The organism is Arthrobacter sp. RAF14 (genome assembly GCF_052114185.1).
Lineage (GTDB): Bacteria > Actinomycetota > Actinomycetes > Actinomycetales > Micrococcaceae > Arthrobacter_E.
Window position 1 is genome coordinate 40,462 of sequence record NZ_JBFREG010000002.1, and the last position, 17,871, is coordinate 58,332.

The following is a 17,871-nucleotide window of genomic DNA, read 5'->3' on the forward strand; positions in this document are numbered from 1 at the left end:
CCGGCTCCCGCAGGCCGGCCGCCCGGGGATGTGGTGGTGGATCAGACCGACGCGAGCTTGCGCCTGATCGCCCGGGCGCCCATCGCCACCGCGACCAGGAGCACACCGGCCACGCCGATGGCGACGAAACCGGACCACGGGCCGATCCGGTCGATGAAGAGGCCGGTCATCGGCGAACCGAGCGCGGTTCCGGCGGTGAGGAAGGAGCCGTACCAGCCCATCGCCTCGCCGCGGCGGTCCTCGTCCACCAGATCCGCCACGTGTTCTGAGGCGGAGGAGAGCACCGGGGCGCAGAGGAGTCCGGGCAGATTCGACAGCAGCGCCAGCGACCACGTGTCCTGTGCGAAGCCCATGGGAATCGTCAGCACGGCCATCGCCAGCAGAAGCGGCATCGGTGAGATCTTGCACTTCATGGCGCCGTAGATGATGCCGCCCACCATGGAGGACGCGCACCAGAAGAAGAACACGATGCCCAGCTCGGCCTCATTGCCGTGCTGGCGCAGCAGTCCGACGATCGAAACGTCCGTGCCGCTGAGCACCAGACCGGCGCCGGCCGCCGTCAGGAACACCGCCACGAGCGCGCCACTGATCCAGGAGAACGACTTCACCAGGCGGTGCCGGGCGTTCTCGCGTTCCGCCACCGCGGGTCCGGGCGGACGGGTGGCCACTTCCAGCAGCTCGCCCGCGGCGCCCTGCGGATTGCCGGCCGCGGTGTCGGCCACCGCGTGCTCGGCCGCGGCGCATTCGGCGGTGCGCTGCTCCTGCTCCTCGTCGGCCGTGGCCACCCCTTCGCGGCGGGTCGGCGGATTCATCCAGACCAGGAACAGGCCGGCCAGAGCGGTGAGCCAGCCGACCAGGGTCAGGCCCCAGACCGTGGACCAGTTGGTGGCCAGAACCGCCGCGACGGCAGGGCCGATCATGAAGACCAGTTCCGTGGCGATCGAGTCGAGCGCATACGCGGTGCGCATCTTCTCGCCGTGGACCAGCACGCCCAGCGATTGACGGATCACGCTGAAGATCGGCAGGCTGAAGACCCCGCCCACCAGGGCGAGCGGCAGGATCCACTCATAGGACACGTGCGGGATGACCGTCCAGATGATCGCTTCCGAGATGATCGACGGGATCAGCGCCACACGGAGACCCGCCACGTCCACCCGGCGTCCGCGCCACGGAGCGCCGACTGCGATGCCGATGGTGAACAGCGCAGCCGCGGCGCCCGCCTCGGCGAAACCCTTCCCCAACGTCAGCACGATGTGGAGGGTGAGCAGGATCCCCGACGCGGAATGCGGAATCCTGGCGATCATCCCCACCAGCAGCAGCCAGCGGACATCCCGTTCAGCCAGGAGTTCCTTGTACCGTGCGAAGTTCACGTGAGCTTATTCCTTTGCGCGAGTCGTGACCGCCCCGCGCTTCCCGGCACGGAGGATCAGCTGTGATGAAGGGTGACTTTGACCTCGATCGAATCAACACCCTCAGCAAGTGTTTCATTTCCTGCCCAGCTCTGCTGTAAAGCGGACACCAGTGCACTGACCTGGGCCGACTCCAAGCCGGGCTTGAGCGCCAGCACCACGCAGAGTTCCGGCCCCAGCCCGCCGCCGGGGACCTCCTCGCCCTGTGCGTCGCGGGAGGCCACTCCGGAACCGCGGCGCAGCAGGATCTCCCCCACCTCCGGGTGCCCCACGGCACTCTCCCGGAAGGCTTCCGCGACATCCGGGTCCTGGTAGGACGGCATCCACGGCTTCTGCTGGGCCAGGGCCCACAGCGGGGCGCGGCGCACCACGAACGTGAAGTCGCCACCGGGGTCGAGCACGAGCAGCTGTGCCTTCTCCGAGACCGCGGACAGGGCTGCACGTGCGGCGTAGGCGGCCACCGGACGGGCCTCCGGATGCCACTTCTCCAGAGCCCCGACGGAGCTGAAGACCGGCATGGCGATCCGGCCGTCCGGCGCCTGCATGGTGACCATGGCCATGTCCGCCTGCTTGTCGGCGTGCAGGCCCTCGTGGCCCTCGCCTTCCTCGGCCAGCTGCGCCACGATCGGGATGAACACCCTGGAGGTCGCCAGCGCGGACAGGACGCCGTCCTCTCCCCCGGTTCCGGAGCGCAAAGCGCTCAGGGCCGCGGCCAGCCCCGGGTTCGCCTCGCCGTCGTCGTTCTCGAAGTTGTGGATGTGGGAGTCCTCGCCGGCCAGCGAGCGGCCCGCCCAGGGACGCCCGGCCGAGTCGGTCGGTCCACCGGCCCCGGCGAGGGCTGCGGCGATGTGACCGGGAAGTTCGCGTCGCTCCGTCATGACGGCCTCAGCGGCGACCGGCGACGTCGAGCGCCTCGGGAAGCGTGAACGCGCCCGAGTACAGCGCCTTGCCGATGATCGCGCCTTCGACGCCGAGCGGCACCAGAGCGCGCAGAGCTTCCAGATCGGCGAGGCTGGAGATGCCGCCGGAGGCCACCACGGGCTTACCGGTCTTCTCCACCATCTGCTTCAGCAGCTCGACGTTGGGGCCCTGCAGCGTGCCGTCCTTCGTCACATCGGTGACGACGTACCGGGCGCACCCGGCATCCTCGAGCCGGGCGAGGACCTCCCAGAGGTCACCGCCCTCCTGGGTCCAGCCGCGGCCGGCGAGGGTGGTCCCGCGGACGTCCAGCCCCACGGCGATCCGGTCACCGAAGCGCTCGATCGCCCTGGCGGTCCACTCGGGGTTCTCCAGCGCGGCGGTGCCGAGGTTCACCCGGGCGACGCCGAGGTCCACGAGTGCGCGTTCCAGGCTGGCGTCGTCGCGAAGTCCGCCGGAGAGTTCGACCTTGAGCTCCAGCGAGTTCACGACTTCGCGCAGGATCTCCGCGTTGTCGCCCCGGCCGAACGCGGCGTCGAGATCCACCAGATGGACCCATTCGGCCCCGCTCTGCTGCCAGTTGAGGGCGGCTTCCAGCGGGGTGCCATAGCTGGTCTCGCTGCCGGCCTCGCCCTGGACGAGGCGGACCGCCTGGCCGTCGACGACGTCGACGGCGGGCAGCAGTTCGAGAACGGGAAGCTGGGTCTGGGTCATGATCCCTCCGGGCGGCGCGCGGGGCGCCTATTTCGAGTCAAGGGTGAACAGGTATGCGGCGACCAGGGCCATGGCGGCCAGGACGAAGAAGGCGATGCTGAGCCAGCGCGGTTTCTTCTGCTGGACGAAGGAGATGCCTCCGCCGATCAGCAGGCCGCCCAGGCCCATCAGGAGAATGGACCACATCAGGAATCCGCACCCGCCTCCGGGGAGGAGGGTTTGCGGCCCTTGCGCAGCGAGCCGACCCAGTTGCGGAGCAGGCGCGCTCCGGCTTCTCCGGACTTCTCGGGGTGGAACTGGGTTGCGCTCAGCGGGCCGTTCTCGACGGCGGCGATGAACGGGGCGCCGTGCTCCGACCAGGTGACCTGCGGCGGGGCCATGTGCGGCTGGGTGACGTCGAAGTCCCAGTTCTGCACGCCGTAGGAGTGCACGAAGTAGAACCGCTCGTCCTCCACACCGTCGAACAGCAGGCTTCCCTCGGGGGCCTTGACGGTGTTCCAGCCCATGTGCGGCACCACGGAGGCCGGCAGCAGCTCCACCGTGCCGGGCCACTCGCCCATGCCTTCGGCTTCGACACCGTGCTCGACGCCCTTTTCGAAGAGCACCTGGAGACCCACGCAGATGGCCAGCACCGGACGGCCTCCGGCCACCCGGCGGCCGATCAGACGGATCGCGTCGACGTCCTTGAGTTCCTTCATGACGGTCGCGAACGCGCCGACGCCGGGGACGACCAGTCCGTCGGCGTTCAGGACGTCCTCGGGCCGGGCACTCAGGGTCACCTGGGCGCCGGCCGCCTCCAGGGCGCGCACGGCCGAACGCACGTTGCCGGACCCGTAGTCCAGCACGGTGACGGTCGGCTTGCCCTCCGGGCTCTCCGGGGTCCGGCCGGTGTGTGCGTCACGGACCGCGCCGTCCTGCAGGGACTGCGCGGGGACCGATGGGCCGTTCTGCTGCTCGCTCACAGGGCTCCCTTCGTGGACGGGATGCCCTCCACCCGCGGATCGGGTTCGATGGCCGCCCGGAGGGCGCGGGCGAACGCCTTGAACTGCGCCTCGACGATGTGGTGCGGATCGCGGCCCCGCAGCACGTCCATGTGGAGGCAGATGCCCGCATGGAGCGTGATCGCCTCGAAGATGTGCCGGGTCAGCGAGCCGGTGAAGTGGCCCCCGATCAGGTGGTATTCCTGACCGGCGGGCTCACCCTCGTGCACCAGGTAAGGACGCCCGGACACGTCGACGACGGCGCGCGCCAGCGCTTCGTCCAGAGGAACCGTCGCGTCACCGAAGCGCCGGATGCCCGCCTTGTCGCCAAGGGCCTTCTTGAGCACCTCGCCGAAGGTGATGGCCACGTCCTCCACCGTGTGGTGGGCGTCGATGTGCGTGTCACCGGTCGCCCGGACCGTCAGGTCGATCAGGGAATGCTTGCAGAGCGCGTTGAGCATGTGATCGTAGAACGGGACGGTGGTGCTGATCTCAGCGACACCGGTCCCGTCGAGGTCGATGCTGACGAATACGCTCGACTCGCTGGTGCTGCGTTCCATGCTGGCGGTGCGGGGCGTGCTCGCTGCGCTCATGCGGGAGACTCCTTCAGGTCGCGTGCTGTGTGAATGTCGTTGGTCGGCGGCGGCTCCGGGCCGCCCGCCGGTTCCGGTCTCCCGGACAAGTCTGTGCGCCACGAGGGCTAGGCGGTGCGCCCGAGCAGTTCCCGGAGCCGGTTCAGGAATGCCGTCGTCTCCGCCTCCGTGCCGGCGGTCACCCGGAGATGTCCCGGGATGCCGACGTCGCGGATCAGGACTCCAGCGTCCAGCAGGCCCTGCCAGATGGCCGCGGGATCCTCGAGGCCGCCGAAGAACACGTAGTTGGAGTCCGAGGAGGCCGGCTTCAGCCCCATGTCCTCGAGCTCCGTCACGATCCGGTCGCGCTGGACCTTGATGTCCTCCACGTCGGCCATGAGGAGTTCGCGATGGTTGAGCGCGGCGAGGGCGGTCGCCTGGGTGATGGCCGAGAGGTGATACGGCAGACGGACCAGCCGCAGGGCGTCGGCGATTTCGGGAGCCGCCGCCAGATAGCCCAGCCGGGCGCCGGCCAGGGCGAAGGCCTTGCTCATGGTGCGGCTGACGATCAGGCGTTCCCGTCCGGGCAGCAGTGTCAGGGCGCTCGGGGTGCCTTCGTGAGCGAACTCATGGTACGCCTCGTCGACGATCACGATGGTCCGGCTCGCCTCGCCGGCCTCATACACGGCTTCGACGACGTCCAGCCCGAGCCTGGTGCCGGTGGGGTTGTTCGGGGAACAGAGGAACACGACGTCGGGGCCGAGTTCGCGCACCTGACGCGCAGCGGATTCCGCGGACAGCTCGAAGTCGGCGTCGCGGACACCCTTCACATAGGCGGTGTCCGTGCCGCTGGCCAGCAGGGGGTACATGGAGTACGTCGGGGGGAAACCCAGTGCGGTGCGTCCGGGGCCGCCGAAAGCCTGGAGGATCTGCTGCAGCACTTCGTTGGAGCCGTTCGCGGCCCAGATGTTCTCAGCGCTCAATCCGTGACCGAGGTACTCGGCCAATGCGGTCCGCAGTTCCGTGAACTCGCGGTCCGGGTAACGGTTGAGGGTGGTGGCAGCATGCGTCACGGCTTCCGTGATGGCCTGAACCACCGGAGCGGGGACGCCATGGGTGTTCTCATTGACGTTCAGAAGCACCGGGACATCGATCTGAGGGGCACCGTAGGGGCTGATTCCCCGGAGATTGTCTCGCAGGGGAAGCTTCGCCAAGCGCTGCATTTGTTCGCTCACCCGTACAGTCTAGTTTGCCCGGCTCCCCCGCCTTGAATTGTTGCTCCAGGCCACACGGTCCGCACCGATGGCCCGATTCAGCGACGGGTTGAACTCAACGCCGGGTTGGATTCAGCGCTGCGTAGGATTCAGCGCTGGGCCGGGACGAACAGTTCCTGACCGGCCACCAGCTCCGACGCCTTCATGTCATTCAGACGGGCGATCTCACCGACGACCTCGCGGGTGTCGCGTCCAGGGGCGACCCGCTGAGCGATGTCCCAGACCGTGTCCCCGGGCTGCACCACGACCGTCTGGGTGACGGAACTGACGCTGTGCGCGTCGCTCGCGATCGCCGGGGTGAGCAAGGTGCCCAGCGCGAAGGTGATGATCGCGGCGAGCAGCAGCGCGGCCGGTAGGCCGAAGAAGACGAACCGCCCGCGCCGGGTCAACCGCATACGCGGAGCAGTGTGCGTTCCGATGATCGCAACAGCCTGTGCTGACATTTCGATTCCTCGCTTCCATCACGCCGCTTGGCATCTACGTTCGATGGCAATACGCCGTACATCCAGCTTGATTCGAACATGTATTCGAATCTTGTTACTACTATTTTTAGGACATACCTACGAACACTGTCAAGACTCGCTAGAACAAATGTTTGATTCGGGCATCCTCCTGGCCTAGCGTTGGAGGCAAGAAGGGTCCCCTTGGTGAACAGCTCACCAGGAGGCACTGACAAAAATTTCGCCGGGTCCCACCGAAACGGCGATGCGACAGGCAGCACCCGTCCTCCCCCGGAGGCCGGGATCCGCACACCAGATCCAGGGAGTGACAGATGGCCAGGAGTTCATCGAACGAAGCCGGGCCCGGCAGGACGCCGGGCAACCGCGGCCTCACTCCACGCCAGAAGAAGATCCTGGAGACCATCCAGCGGTCGGTGGAGGCGAAGGGTTATCCGCCGTCGATGCGGGAGATCGGGGACACGGTGGGTCTCGCGAGCCTCTCCAGCGTCACCCACCAGCTGAGCCAGCTGGAGCGGCTCGGTTACATCCGCCGTGATCCGAAGCGCCCCCGCGCGATGGAGATCCTCATCCCGCTGACCCTGGACACCCGGGAGAGGCCCCAGGTCACCGAGCTGCCGGCGCCGCGGTCCGTCGTGGCGGAGCTCAGCACCTCGTCCGACGCGGCCATGGTGCCGCTCGTCGGACGTATCGCGGCCGGCGGTCCCATCCTGGCGGATCAGCAGGTCGAGGACGTCATGCCGCTCCCCCGCCAGCTGGTGGGTCACGGTGAGCTGTTCATGCTTCAGGTGGCGGGTGACTCGATGATCGACGCGGCGATCTGCGACGGCGACTGGGTGGTGGTCCGCCGTCAGAACAACGCGGAGAACGGCGACATCGTCGCGGCCCTTCTGGACGACGAGGCCACCGTGAAGACCTTCCGCCAGCGGGACGGCCACACCTGGCTGCTTCCTCAGAACACGCGCTATGAGCCCATCCTCGGAGACCACGCCACGGTCATGGGCAAAGTGGTGTCCGTGCTGCGTTCCCTGTAGGCGCGCGCACTGCAGACAGGCGCCGTGTCCGGCAGACGGGGATACGGCAGGGGCCCGAGCGGATCACCGCTCGGGCCCCTGCCGTATCGTTTTCCGTCTCACGTGTTCGCAGCAGCAGCCTCTTCGCTCCCGGAGAGCCGCTGAAGGGCGCCAAGCACCACTTGCCGGTCGGTGGTGGGCCAGAACGGCGGCAGGGTGGAACGGATGAATCCGCCGTAGCGTTCGGTCGCGAGCCGGGAGTCCAGGACCGCCACGACACCCTTATCGCCGGTGGAACGGATCAGGCGGCCCGCGCCCTGCGCCATCTTGATGGCAGCACTGCTCGCGGAGATCGCCATGAAGCCGTTGCCGCCGTTCTGGGCGACAGCGCGGGACCTGGCCGTGTTGAGCGGGTCGTCCGGCCGGGGGAACGGGATCCGGTCCATGATCACCAGGCGGCAGGAGTCGCCCGGGACGTCGACGCCTTGCCACAGGGTCAGCGTGCCGAAGAGACAGGTGTCCCTGTCCTCGGAGAACTCCTGGATGAGGGAGCTCATGGTCGCCTCCCCCTGACAGAGGATCGGCACGTCCACCCGTTCACGGACGTAGTCGGCCGCCTCCTCCGCGGCACGCCGGGAGGAGAAGAGCCCCAGGGCGCCTCCACCCGAGGCCTTGATGAGTTCCACCACCTCGTCGAGCGCTTCCGGCGAGATGCCGCGTCCCGGCTTGGGGAGATGCCGCGCCACGTACAGCATGCCCTGGCGCGGGTAATCGAACGGTGAACCGACGTCCACGCCCACCCAGTCGGGAGCGCCCGGGCCTTGCAGACCGACGTCGCCGGCGGCCTGTTCGAAGGCGGCTCCGATCGCGAGCGTCGCGGAGGTGAGGATCGCGGTGTGCCCGTCGAACAGCCCGTCGCGCAGCTTCATGGCCACGCTGAGAGGCGCCACCGTCACCGTGGCGGGGGCGTCGTCGTCGGCGGGGCGATACCCGGCGCCCGGCTCGAAGGTGCCGCTGCGGGTCAGCCAGACGACCTCTTTGCGTTCAGCGGCCACGAGGAGCCGTTCGCAGACTTCGAGGAGCTGCGTCAGGCGTGAGCGGGCCGCCTGCAGGGCTCCGTCGACGGGCTGTCCCTGTTCGGGTTTCGAATCGGACAGCGCGGCACGGCAGGCTTCGCGCACGGCGTCGATGGCCCGCCCCAGCGGCTCCTCCGGGCCGCGGGGCAGCAGACCGGTGGACAGCTGCGCCAGTTCGGACTCCAGGCCGCCGGCGGCCGCATCCAGCGCCTCGACATTCACACGGGCGTGACGACGGGCCGCCCTCGCGGCCGCCGTCACCATGGCCTCCGAGAGCTGGCCGGTGACCGCGCTGGTGACGCGATCCTGCAACTCATGGGCCTCGTCCACGACCACCACGTCGTACTCCGGAAGCACCGCCACACCTTCGAACGCGTTGATCGCGAGCATGGCGTGGTTGGTGACGATCACATCGGACTCCGCGGCCGTGGCCCGGGCACGTTCGCTGAAGCACTCCTCGGACATGGGGCACCTGGACGGCCCCAGGCATTCCAGCGCCGTGACGGACACCTGCCGCCACGCCCGCTCGGAGACTCCGGGAGTCAGATCGTCCCGGTCGCCGGTGTCCGTCTCCTGCGCCCACTCCCGCAGACGCAGGATCTCCCGGCCCAGCTGGGTTCCGGGCCCGTTGCCGAGGCTTGGCCCGTTGTTCGAGCTGAACAGCGCGCCGTCGGCCCCCACGCCGAAGAGCTGATCGTCCGAAGCGTCCTCGTCCGGGAAACCGCCGCCCACCTTGTGCAGGCACAAGTAGTTGGAGCGTCCCTTCACGAGCGCGGTCTTCACGGGGCGCGGCAGTTCGGGCGTGACCGTCTCCAGCAAGCGGGGAAGGTCACGTCCCATGATCTGGGCCTGCAGGGCGAGGGTCGCGGTGGAGATCACCGCGCGGTGGCCGTTGCGCACCGCATCATCGATGACGGGCACCAGATACCCCAGCGACTTTCCCGTGCCGGTGCCGGCCTGGACCAGCAGGTGCCGCTGTTCCTCAAGGGACGCGGCGACCTGCCGCACCATTTCATGCTGGCCGGGGCGGTTCTGGCCTCCCAGGCTGCCGACGGCGGTGTCCAGGAGGGACAGCGCGCGCCGGATGGCGGGGCTGTCCCTCCTGGTCTCCTCCTCCGGCTCCTGCGGGGCCGCGGGCGTCTCACTCATGGATGGCGAATTGCTCCAGTTCCGCGGCCAGGGATTCCCGGACCACCACGGTGACGCGGGTGCCCTCCCCGGTGTGCTCGATGCTGAGGATCTCCGACTCACCTTCGTGCAGCTTGTTCAGCAGGTCACCCCGCTGGTACGGCACGAGGAGCTCCATCCGCACATCGGGACGTGGGATGGAGCGGCTGATCTCCGCGAGCAGCTCCGGAATGCCGGCGCCGGTACGGGCGGACACCTCCAGGCACCGCGGTTCCCGCTGCTTGAGGCGTTCCACCACGAACGGATCCGCGGCGTCCACCTTGTTGAGCACGATGATCTCGGGGACCTTCCGTGCATCCACCTCGGTGAACACCTGGCGGACGGCCGCGATCTGCCCTTCCGGATCCGGATGCGACGCGTCCACCACATGCAGGATGAGGTCGGAATCGGCCACTTCCTCCAGCGTGGAGCGGAACGCCTCCACCAGCTGTGTGGGCAGGGAGCGCACGAAGCCCACCGTGTCCGCCAGCGTGTAGGTGATACCGTCCGGCGTCTGAGCGCGGCGCACGGTGGGATCCAGCGTGGCGAACAGGGCGTTCTCCACCAGGACCCCGGCGTCCGTGAGCCGGTTCAGCAGCGAGGACTTGCCGGCGTTGGTGTATCCGGCGATCGCGACCGAGGGGACCTCGTGACGCTTGCGGTTGGCCCGCTTGGCCTCGCGGGCCGGCTTCATGGCGTCGATCTCCCGGCGCAGCTTGGCCATGCGGTTGCGGATCTTCCGGCGGTCCAGCTCGATCTTGGTCTCACCGGGACCACGCGAACCCATGCCGGCGCCACCGCTGCCCACCTGGCCACCGGCCTGACGGGACATGGATTCACCCCAGCCACGCAGGCGCGGAAGCAGGTACTCGAGCTGCGCCAGCTCCACCTGGGCCTTGCCCTCGCGGCTCTTGGCGTGCTGGGCGAAGATGTCCAGGATGAGGCCGGTGCGGTCGATGACCTTCACCTTGACGATGTCCTCCAGGGAGCGCCTCTGAGACGGGGCGAGCTCGGAGTCCACCACCACGGTGTCGGCGCCGGTGGCCATGACGATGTCGCGCAGTTCCAGCGCCTTGCCGGAACCGAGGAAGGTCCCGGGGTCCGGCTTGAGACGCTTCTGCACGAGCCCGTCGAGCACCTCGGAACCGGCGGTCTCGGCGAGTGCGGCCAGCTCCCGCAGGGAGTTCTCCGCGTCGGCGAGCGTGCCCTCGGTCCACAGACCGGCCAGCACCACGCGCTCCAGACGGAGCTGCCGGTACTCGACCTCGGTCACGTCCTCGAGTTCGGTCGAGAGGCCGGCCACACGGCGCAGTGCGCGCCGTTCGGCGAGGTCCTGCTGCAGGCCGTCGAACTCGCTGTGTTCCTTGTCCAGGGTGGACAGCGCCTGGGCCCTGGAGCCCAGCACGGTCTTGCGGGGGGTGCCGGAGCCGGCCCCCGCTTCCGGTTGCACCGACTCGGAATCGGTGGCGAGGATGCGGTCGATGACGGCCTGCATCTCCTCCGGGCTCAGTTCAGAACCAGAATGAGTCTGTTCAGTCATGGTCTCCCTCAAAGCGTTCGGTCCCATGCTAGCCGGAGGCTCCGACAACAGGGGCTAATGGTGAATTGAGGTGCGGAAAGGAAAAAGCTCGTCTTCCGGAAACCGGAGGGTCACACGAAAGGGATTCCTGCAGTACCGCACCACTGGGGTCAGGGTCACGGGGTCGACCGGTGCCACGCGGAAGCCGGCTTCACTCGGATACATATCGGGAAGCGGGGCGCGGGGCCGGGACTCATTACAGGAACAACAGCATTGGACCATTCTACCAGCTCCCGCGCCTGCTCCCGGCCCACTAAGGTTGCACGCATGGAGTCCGCACACTACTTCAGCAGCGAGCCGGCCGGCGAGTTCATCCGCAAGCCCCTCACCGCCGTTCTGGACGGCCGGGAACGCTCCCTGCACACCTCGACCGGGATCTTCAGTCCTGACGCCATCGACAAGGGCACCACGATCCTCCTGGACGAGGTGCCCGAACCTCCGGCCGAGGGCTCGTTCCTCGACATCGGCTGCGGCTGGGGGCCCATCGCCCTGACGCTCGCCCTCAAGTCCCCGGCTGCGCGGGTCACCGCGGTGGACGTCAATCAGCGGTGCATCGCGCTGACCACTGAGAACGCGGCCACGCTCGGCCTGGAGAACGTCGCGGCTTCGCTGCCCCAGGAGGTCGACCCGCAGCTCGGGTTCGACCTCATCTGGTCCAATCCGCCCATCCGGATCGGCAAAGCCGAGCTCCACGAGCTCCTGCTGCTCTGGCTCCCCCGCCTGAACCCCGGCGGCGAAGCCTTCCTGGTGGTCCAGAAGAACCTCGGCTCGGATTCCCTGCAGAAGTGGCTGGCTGAGACGCTCCCGGGCGGATTCGCCGTGTCCCGTTTCTCGACCTCCAAGTCGTTCCGCGTCCTCAAAGTGGTCCGGAAGGGCTGACGTCCGGCTCCCGGCTCCGGCCGGCGCGGCCGCCGGTCGCTCAGATGCGACGACGACGGCGGGAGGCCCCGCCGTCGTCGCGCGTTTCAAGCGTCGATCACGCCGCCGTGGCGGCCCGCTCAGGAGAGGCGGCCGCGTGCCACGATGGTCGCGGGACCGCTGAGGACCACGTGCTCCCCGTCCGCGGCGGCGGGCAGGAATTCGACCCCGACCACACCGCCGGGCACCCGGACGTCCCACGTCGCGGGGGCGCTCGACCCGGCCCAGTAACGGATGGCTGCAGCGGCCGCGCACGCACCCGTGCCACAGGACTGGGTCTCCCCCACTCCGCGCTCGTGCACCCGCATGCTCACATGGCCCTTGCCGTTCTGGACGAGCGGCTCCGCGGGCACCACGAACTCGACATTCGTGCCGTTCGGCGGGGTGGGATGCACGGTCGGGATCTCGGTGAGGGGCAGTGCTTCCAGTTCCTCGAGCCCGGCAAGCGCCAGGACCGTGTGGGGATTGCCCATGGTGATGGAGAGCGCAGGACGCTCGCCGTCGAGACCCCGGGCGGTCACGAGCGAATCGACGGCCCGTTCGGCGGCCTCTTCGGGATGGATGAAGGCCCACGGCCCCATGTCCACCGCGTATCCCTCGGAAACCAAGGTGACCACCTTGACGCCGGCCCGCGTGCCGATCTTGAGGAGGGCCCCCTCCTCCAGACGGGCCAGCCCGGAATCCAGCAGGAAGTGGACGAAGACCCGTACTCCGTTGCCGCACATCTCGGCGATGGAGCCGTCGTTGTTGCGGTAATCCATGAACCATTCGGCGTCCGGCTCGACTGCGAGAAGCTCCTGGCCCTCGGCCAGGAACCGGGACGGAACCGCCCGGATGAGGCCGTCCCCGCCGATGCCCTGGTGCCGGTCACACAGCACGGCGACCTGCTCGGCGCTGAGGTGCCGCTGCCCTTCGGGGTCGGCGATCAGCACGAAGTCATTGCCGGTCCCATGGCCCTTGGCGAACTCCAGACCGCTGAGTCCGGCGAGGACGACGGCGGCGGGTGCGGGAAGCGTCTCAGTCATACGTCCAGCGTACAGATGTTCACCTAAGCGACCGAACCCGGGAACTCGTCCTCCACCCGGCGCAGTGCCTGGTCCACGAGGTCCGGTGCGGTCCAGTCCAGCCAGTGGATCCGGGGATCGGCGCGGAACCAGGTCAGCTGGCGCCGGGCGAACTTCCGAGTGGCCACGATCGTGTCCTCGATCGCTTCCGCCACGCTCAGAATACCGTCCTGCGCCGCGAGGAACTGGGCGTATCCGATCGCCCGGCCGGCCGTCCTGCCCTGACGCAGGTCATGGGCGTCGAGCGCACGGACCTCGTCCTCCAGACCCTGGTCGACCATGCGGTGGACCCGCAGCGCCAGGCGTTCCTTGAGCACCTCACGGTCCGCCTCCAACCCGAGCTGGAGCGCGGGCTGAGCGTATTCGCGCGTCGGCATGAACGAGCTGAAGGGCCGCCCGGTGAGCTGATGCACTTCAAGCGCACGGATGACCCGGCGTTCGTCCTGCAGGCGTTCGGCGCTCACGGGATCGACCGCCCGGAGACGCTCCCGCAGCGGTGCCAGGCCACGGGTGGCCGCCTCCGCTTCGAGAGCGGCGCGCAGCTCCGGGTCGGTGCCGGGGAACTCCAGCACGTCCAGCGCGGCCCGGACGTACAGCCCGGACCCTCCGACCAGGATGGGCACCGCTCCCCTGCCGCGGATCTCCTCGATCAGCGCACGGGCCTGAGTCTGAAAGTCGCTGACGCTGGCCTCCTCGACCACGTCCAGCACGTCCAGCAGATGGTGAGGCACTCCTTCGCGCTCGGCGACGCTGAGTTTTGCGGTGCCGATATCCATGCCGCGGTAGAACTGCATCGCATCCGCGTTGATGATCTCCCCGCCCAGGCGTTCGGCGAGGCGGAGGCCCAGTTCGGATTTGCCCGTTCCGGTGGCCCCGACGACGGCGAGGAGCGGCAGCGGGCGGGTTGGCTGGGTCATGCGGGCAGCTCCGCAGTCCGTGGTGCGCCGGTGCTTCGGTGGACGGTCGCGACGGGAGAGGCGCCCTCACCCGGACGAAGCGCTGTTCCGGGGACCTCCGCCGTCGCCCGCCCCAGGACCGCGGCCGTTGAGCGAGGAACCCGGTTGGAGAAGGCCGTCATCGAACCGGGGTGGGCAGCTTCGGCATGCCGAGGAGGACGCCCTTGCCCGGCGCCGTTCCGGCGGTTCCGCCGGACGGGACACCGCAGGAGTCGGCCTGTGCACGGTCCCAGGCGTCCCCGGAACGGGACCTCCGGAGCTGGTACTCCGAGGCGTCACGGGGATCGGCGATGAGGTGGAACGGAGCGGCCTCGGTGATGGTCACGGTGACCAGGTCTCCGGGACGGGGGGTCTCCGCGCCCTCCGGCACGGTGAAATGGACCAGGCGCTGGTCCTTGGCGCGACCGCTGAGGCGATGCGTCCGGTCCGCCTTGCGGCCGCTCTGGGCTGCGACCAGGATCTCGACTTCGCGGCCCACCTGCTTGGCGTTCTCCTCGGCGGCGATCCGGTCCTGCAGAGCGATCAGCCGCTCGTAACGCTCCTGGACCACGGCCTTCGGCAGCTGCCCTTCAAGCTCCGCGGCGGGGGTACCCGGGCGCTTGGAGTACTGGAAGGTGAAGGCCGTGGCGAATCGGGACTTCTCCACCACGTCCAGAGTGGCCTGGAAGTCCTCCTCGGTCTCGCCGGGGAATCCGACGATGATGTCCGTGGAGATGGCGGCGTGCGGGATCCGCTCCCGCACCTTGTCGAGGATGCCGAGGAATCGCGTGGACCGGTAGGAGCGGCGCATGTCCTTGAGGACCTTGTCCGAGCCCGACTGCAGCGGCATGTGCAATTGCGGCATGACGTTGGGGGTCTCCGCCATGGCGGCGATGACGTCATCCGTGAAGGCCGCCGGGTGAGGACTCGTGAACCGGACCCGCTCGAGCCCTTCGATGTCCCCGCAGGCGCGCAGGAGCTTGCTGAAGGCCTGACGGTCCCCGAATTCGACGCCGTAGGAATTCACGTTCTGCCCGAGCAGGGTGACTTCGATGGCGCCGTCGTCCACCAGGGCCTGGATCTCGGCGAGGATCTCGCCCGGCCGGCGGTCACGCTCCTTGCCACGCAGTGAGGGGACGATGCAGAAGGTGCAGGTGTTGTTGCAGCCGACACTGATGGAGACCCAGCCGGAGTACACCGAATCGCGTTTGGTGGGCAGCGTGGAGGGGAAGACTTCGAGGGACTCCAGGATCTCCAGTTCGGCCTTGGCGTTGTGCCGGGCGCGCTCGAGGAGTGCGGGCAGCGCTCCCACATTGTGGGTGCCGAACACGGCGTCCACCCAGGGCGCCTTCTGCAGGATGGTCTCGCGGTCCTTCTGGGCCAGGCAGCCGCCCACGGCGATCTGCATCCCGGGGTGTTTCTCCTTCACGGGACGCAATTGCCCGAGGTGCCCGTACAGCTTGTTGTCCGCGTTCTCGCGAACGGCGCAGGTGTTGAAGACGATGACGTCCGCCAGTTCCCCGGTGGCGGGAACCAGACCGGCGTCCTCCAGCAGACCGGACATCCGCTCGGAATCGTGGACGTTCATCTGGCAGCCGAAGGTGCGCACCTGGTAGGTGCGGGGAGCTGCGCCTTCCGGAACGTCCTGTCCCACCGAGGGAGAACCGAGGGAGTCCGGAGAGACGGAAGAAGTCGAAGAAGGAATGCTCACGCTCACCTTTCAAGGGTACCGGGACCGGCAGGTCCCCTTTCGCCTCCTGGAAACGATCGCGTTCACCCGTCCGGGCTCAGGAACGGAAGGCGCTCAGTCCCAGGATTCGTCCTCGCGGTTCAGCTCCTCGGCCACGACGGCGAAGGCCGCCCCCGGCGAATGCCCCTTGCGGACCAGCATCGCCACGAGCCTGCGGGTGTGCTTGTCCTTCTCGGTCCGGTCCAGCGACGCCCGGTCCACGCGCGCAAGCTTCCTGGCCACGAGGTGCCGGGCCGATTCCCGCTCGTCGTCGGCGGAGAGCTGCTGCAGCGCGGACTCGATCAAGTGGTCCGCCACGCCTTTCTCGCGGAGTTCCCTCCGCAGAGTGGCAGACCCCAGGTGCCGGTTCTCGGCCCTGCTCCGCACCCAGAGATCGGCGAATTCGGCGTCGTTGATGAGCCGGAGTTCCTCGAAGCGGTCCAGCACGGCCGTCGCGGCCGTCTCCGGCACGTCACGGTCCTTGAGTTTGGTGGCGAGCTGATGACGGGTCCTCGGCCCGGCACTCAACTGACGCAGGACGATGGTGCGGGCGACAGATTCCGGATCGGCGTCACGGTCCAGTTCGGGCGCCGGGGGCACGGTCTCCACGGCTTCGGGAGACTCCGTGGTTTCGGACGATCCCGCTCGTCGAGCCCGGCCACGACCCACTGCCCGGGAGCCGGAACTCGAACCACGGCCACCGCCGCCCACCCAACGCCGTGCCGAGCCAGGCCCGTTCCCGGGGCTCGCCTCATCCTGGCTCCACGGAAGTTCCTGGGGCGGGCCCGTCGGCTTGGAGAGCGCCGAAGCGGGCTGGAGCCCCGGCATCGACATGCCAGGGCTCCAGCGGTGCGGGCTCTCGTGTTCAGCGCCCGTGATTTCTGCGCGTGCGTTCTCTGCGCCCTCGTGTTCAGCGGAATGCTGCTCAGAACGCCCCAACTCAGTACCCGTCGACGGCCTTCAGCTTCGGGTTCTCCTCCTCGACCAGGGCAGCCTGGCCCACGCCGAGTTTCTCCTTGATGAGGCGCTCCAGCTCATCGGCGAGATCGGGATTGTCCCGGAGGAAACGACGGGAGTTCTCCATGCCCTGACCGAGCTGGTCACCGTCGTAGGTGTACCAGGAACCGGACTTCTTGATGATGCCGTGCTCCACGCCCATGTCGATGATGCCGCCCTCACGGGAGATGCCCTGGCCGTAGATGATGTCGAACTCAGCGGTTTTGAAGGGCGGAGCCATCTTGTTCTTGACGATCTTGACCTTGGTGCGGTTACCCACCGAGTCAGCACCCTCCTTGAGGGTCTGGATACGGCGCACATCGATGCGGACCGATGCGTAGAACTTCAGCGCCTTACCACCGGTGGTGGTCTCCGGGGAGCCGAAGAAGACACCGATCTTCTCACGCAGCTGGTTGATGAAGATGGCCGTGGTCTTGGTCTGGTTCAGACGGCCCGTGATCTTACGGAGCGCCTGGCTCATCAAGCGGGCCTGGAGACCCACGTGGCTGTCACCCATCTCGCCTTCGATTTCCGCGCGAGGCACCAGAGCCGCCACGGAGTCGATGACGATGATGTCCAGAGCACCGGAGGAGACCAGCATGTCCATGATCTCCAGGGCCTGCTCACCGGTGTCCGGCTGAGAGACCAGCAGGGCGTCCGTGTCCACACCCAGCTTGCCCGCGTACTCAGGGTCCAGAGCGTGCTCGGCGTCGATGAAGGCCGCCAGGCCGCCATTGCGCTGGGCGTTGGCGACGGCGTGCAGGGCGACCGTGGTCTTACCGGAGGATTCCGGACCGTAGATCTCCACCACGCGTCCGCGCGGCAGGCCCCCGATACCCAGAGCCACGTCCATGGCGATGGAACCCGTGGGGATCACTTCGATGGGAGCACGGGTGTCATCCCCGAGCCGCATGATGGATCCCTTGCCGAATTGCTTGTCGATCTGGGCCAGTGCCGCTTCAAGAGCTTTGGCGCGGTCCGGTGTTGCTGCCGCCATGACATACCCCTTGTCTGGTTCGCGGACCCGTACGGCCCGGCGAAGGTGATGACTTGAATCGTCAGTTCCCTC

At 68.2% G+C, this 17,871-nt stretch carries 16 protein-coding genes and 1 pseudogene; 2 read left to right on the forward strand and 15 right to left on the reverse strand.

The annotated features are described in order from the left end of the window. Window positions 1-41: 41 nt before the first annotated feature. The 8 genes from AB4Y75_RS07780 to AB4Y75_RS07815 form a co-directional block, all read right to left on the reverse strand. Window positions 42-1,370: an MFS transporter gene (locus AB4Y75_RS07780; protein WP_441435313.1), complete on the reverse strand. Its 1,329-nt coding sequence runs from the start codon at window positions 1,368-1,370 to the stop codon at window positions 42-44. 56 nt (window positions 1,371-1,426) lie between these two features. Continuing rightward, a complete protein-coding gene (locus AB4Y75_RS07785; RefSeq protein ID WP_441435314.1) occupies window positions 1,427-2,287 on the reverse strand; it encodes an SseB family protein in 861 nt (286 codons plus the stop codon). Window positions 2,288-2,294: 7 nt separating this feature from the next. Continuing rightward, entirely contained in the window at window positions 2,295-3,041 is a 747-nt protein-coding gene (gene priA / locus AB4Y75_RS07790) for a bifunctional 1-(5-phosphoribosyl)-5-((5-phosphoribosylamino)methylideneamino)imidazole-4-carboxamide isomerase/phosphoribosylanthranilate isomerase PriA (protein ID WP_441435315.1), read from the reverse strand. A 27-nt stretch (window positions 3,042-3,068) separates the two neighbouring features. Continuing rightward, entirely contained in the window at window positions 3,069-3,227 is a 159-nt protein-coding gene (locus AB4Y75_RS07795) for a hypothetical protein (RefSeq protein WP_441435316.1), read from the reverse strand. Next, window positions 3,227-4,003, reverse strand: a complete 777-nt coding sequence (hisH, locus tag AB4Y75_RS07800; RefSeq protein WP_441435317.1) for an imidazole glycerol phosphate synthase subunit HisH — start codon at window positions 4,001-4,003, stop codon at window positions 3,227-3,229. Before hisH ends, AB4Y75_RS07795 begins: the two co-directional genes overlap by 1 nt. Beyond that, a complete protein-coding gene (gene hisB / locus AB4Y75_RS07805; RefSeq protein WP_441435318.1) occupies window positions 4,000-4,614 on the reverse strand; it encodes an imidazoleglycerol-phosphate dehydratase HisB in 615 nt (204 codons plus the stop codon). Before hisB ends, hisH begins: the two co-directional genes overlap by 4 nt. 107 nt (window positions 4,615-4,721) lie before the next feature. Continuing rightward, complete coding sequence (locus AB4Y75_RS07810; RefSeq protein WP_441435319.1) at window positions 4,722-5,828, reverse strand: histidinol-phosphate transaminase; 1,107 nt, start codon at window positions 5,826-5,828, stop codon at window positions 4,722-4,724. Window positions 5,829-5,956: 128 nt separating this feature from the next. Beyond that, window positions 5,957-6,310 carry a LysM peptidoglycan-binding domain-containing protein gene (locus AB4Y75_RS07815; RefSeq protein ID WP_441435320.1) on the reverse strand — a complete coding sequence of 118 codons (354 nt, stop codon included), beginning with the start codon at window positions 6,308-6,310 and terminating at the stop codon, window positions 5,957-5,959. Between the two features lie 386 nt (window positions 6,311-6,696). Here AB4Y75_RS07815 and lexA point away from each other — a divergent pair. Further along, window positions 6,697-7,359 (forward strand): annotated as a pseudogene (lexA, locus tag AB4Y75_RS07820) (transcriptional repressor LexA); the annotation flags it as partial. A 98-nt stretch (window positions 7,360-7,457) separates the two neighbouring features. On the opposite strand, the gene AB4Y75_RS07825 reads toward lexA, so the two are convergent. Then, complete coding sequence (locus tag AB4Y75_RS07825) at window positions 7,458-9,563, reverse strand: ATP-dependent DNA helicase (protein WP_441435321.1); 2,106 nt, start codon at window positions 9,561-9,563, stop codon at window positions 7,458-7,460. Beyond that, window positions 9,556-11,121 (reverse strand): GTPase HflX, encoded by a 1,566-nt coding sequence (hflX, locus tag AB4Y75_RS07830; protein ID WP_441435322.1) that lies wholly within the window; start codon window positions 11,119-11,121, stop codon window positions 9,556-9,558. Before hflX ends, AB4Y75_RS07825 begins: the two co-directional genes overlap by 8 nt. 306 nt (window positions 11,122-11,427) lie before the next feature. Between hflX and AB4Y75_RS07835 the strand changes: the two genes are divergently transcribed. After that, window positions 11,428-12,039 (forward strand): class I SAM-dependent methyltransferase, encoded by a 612-nt coding sequence (locus AB4Y75_RS07835; protein ID WP_441435323.1) that lies wholly within the window; start codon window positions 11,428-11,430, stop codon window positions 12,037-12,039. A 119-nt stretch (window positions 12,040-12,158) separates the two neighbouring features. Here AB4Y75_RS07835 and dapF read toward each other — a convergent pair whose 3' ends face one another. From dapF to recA, 5 genes are all read right to left on the reverse strand, one after another. Continuing rightward, window positions 12,159-13,103 carry a diaminopimelate epimerase gene (dapF, locus tag AB4Y75_RS07840; RefSeq protein ID WP_441435324.1) on the reverse strand — a complete coding sequence of 315 codons (945 nt, stop codon included), beginning with the start codon at window positions 13,101-13,103 and terminating at the stop codon, window positions 12,159-12,161. Between the two features lie 23 nt (window positions 13,104-13,126). Further along, the gene (miaA, locus tag AB4Y75_RS07845; RefSeq protein WP_441435325.1) at window positions 13,127-14,059 is read right to left on the reverse strand and encodes a tRNA (adenosine(37)-N6)-dimethylallyltransferase MiaA; all 933 of its coding nucleotides are present in this window, start codon (window positions 14,057-14,059) and stop codon (window positions 13,127-13,129) included. 157 nt (window positions 14,060-14,216) lie between these two features. After that, entirely contained in the window at window positions 14,217-15,731 is a 1,515-nt protein-coding gene (gene miaB / locus AB4Y75_RS07850; protein ID WP_441435763.1) for a tRNA (N6-isopentenyl adenosine(37)-C2)-methylthiotransferase MiaB, read from the reverse strand. A 150-nt stretch (window positions 15,732-15,881) separates the two neighbouring features. After that, the gene (locus tag AB4Y75_RS07855) at window positions 15,882-16,415 is read right to left on the reverse strand and encodes a regulatory protein RecX (protein WP_441435326.1); all 534 of its coding nucleotides are present in this window, start codon (window positions 16,413-16,415) and stop codon (window positions 15,882-15,884) included. A gap of 331 nt (window positions 16,416-16,746) precedes the next feature. Then, complete coding sequence (gene recA, locus AB4Y75_RS07860; RefSeq protein ID WP_441435327.1) at window positions 16,747-17,799, reverse strand: recombinase RecA; 1,053 nt, start codon at window positions 17,797-17,799, stop codon at window positions 16,747-16,749. Between the last annotated feature and the right edge of the window lie 72 nt (window positions 17,800-17,871).

Bases quoted from the DNA above. Each gene is read 5' to 3' on its own strand.
- AB4Y75_RS07785 (WP_441435314.1), bottom strand. From the start codon at position 2,287: ATGACGGAGCGACGCGAACTTCCCGGTCACATCGCCGCAGCCCTCGCC.
- priA (WP_441435315.1), bottom strand. From the start codon at position 3,041: ATGACCCAGACCCAGCTTCCCGTTCTCGAACTGCTGCCCGCCGTCGAC.
- AB4Y75_RS07795 (WP_441435316.1), bottom strand. From the start codon at position 3,227: ATGTGGTCCATTCTCCTGATGGGCCTGGGCGGCCTGCTGATCGGCGGA.
- hisB (WP_441435318.1), bottom strand. From the start codon at position 4,614: ATGAGCGCAGCGAGCACGCCCCGCACCGCCAGCATGGAACGCAGCACC.
- AB4Y75_RS07815 (WP_441435320.1), bottom strand. From the start codon at position 6,310: ATGTCAGCACAGGCTGTTGCGATCATCGGAACGCACACTGCTCCGCGT.
- AB4Y75_RS07825 (WP_441435321.1), bottom strand. From the start codon at position 9,563: ATGAGTGAGACGCCCGCGGCCCCGCAGGAGCCGGAGGAGGAGACCAGG.
- hflX (WP_441435322.1), bottom strand. From the start codon at position 11,121: ATGACTGAACAGACTCATTCTGGTTCTGAACTGAGCCCGGAGGAGATG.
- AB4Y75_RS07835 (WP_441435323.1), top strand. From the start codon at position 11,428: ATGGAGTCCGCACACTACTTCAGCAGCGAGCCGGCCGGCGAGTTCATC.
- dapF (WP_441435324.1), bottom strand. From the start codon at position 13,103: ATGACTGAGACGCTTCCCGCACCCGCCGCCGTCGTCCTCGCCGGACTC.
- miaA (WP_441435325.1), bottom strand. From the start codon at position 14,059: ATGACCCAGCCAACCCGCCCGCTGCCGCTCCTCGCCGTCGTCGGGGCC.
- recA (WP_441435327.1), bottom strand. From the start codon at position 17,799: ATGGCGGCAGCAACACCGGACCGCGCCAAAGCTCTTGAAGCGGCACTG.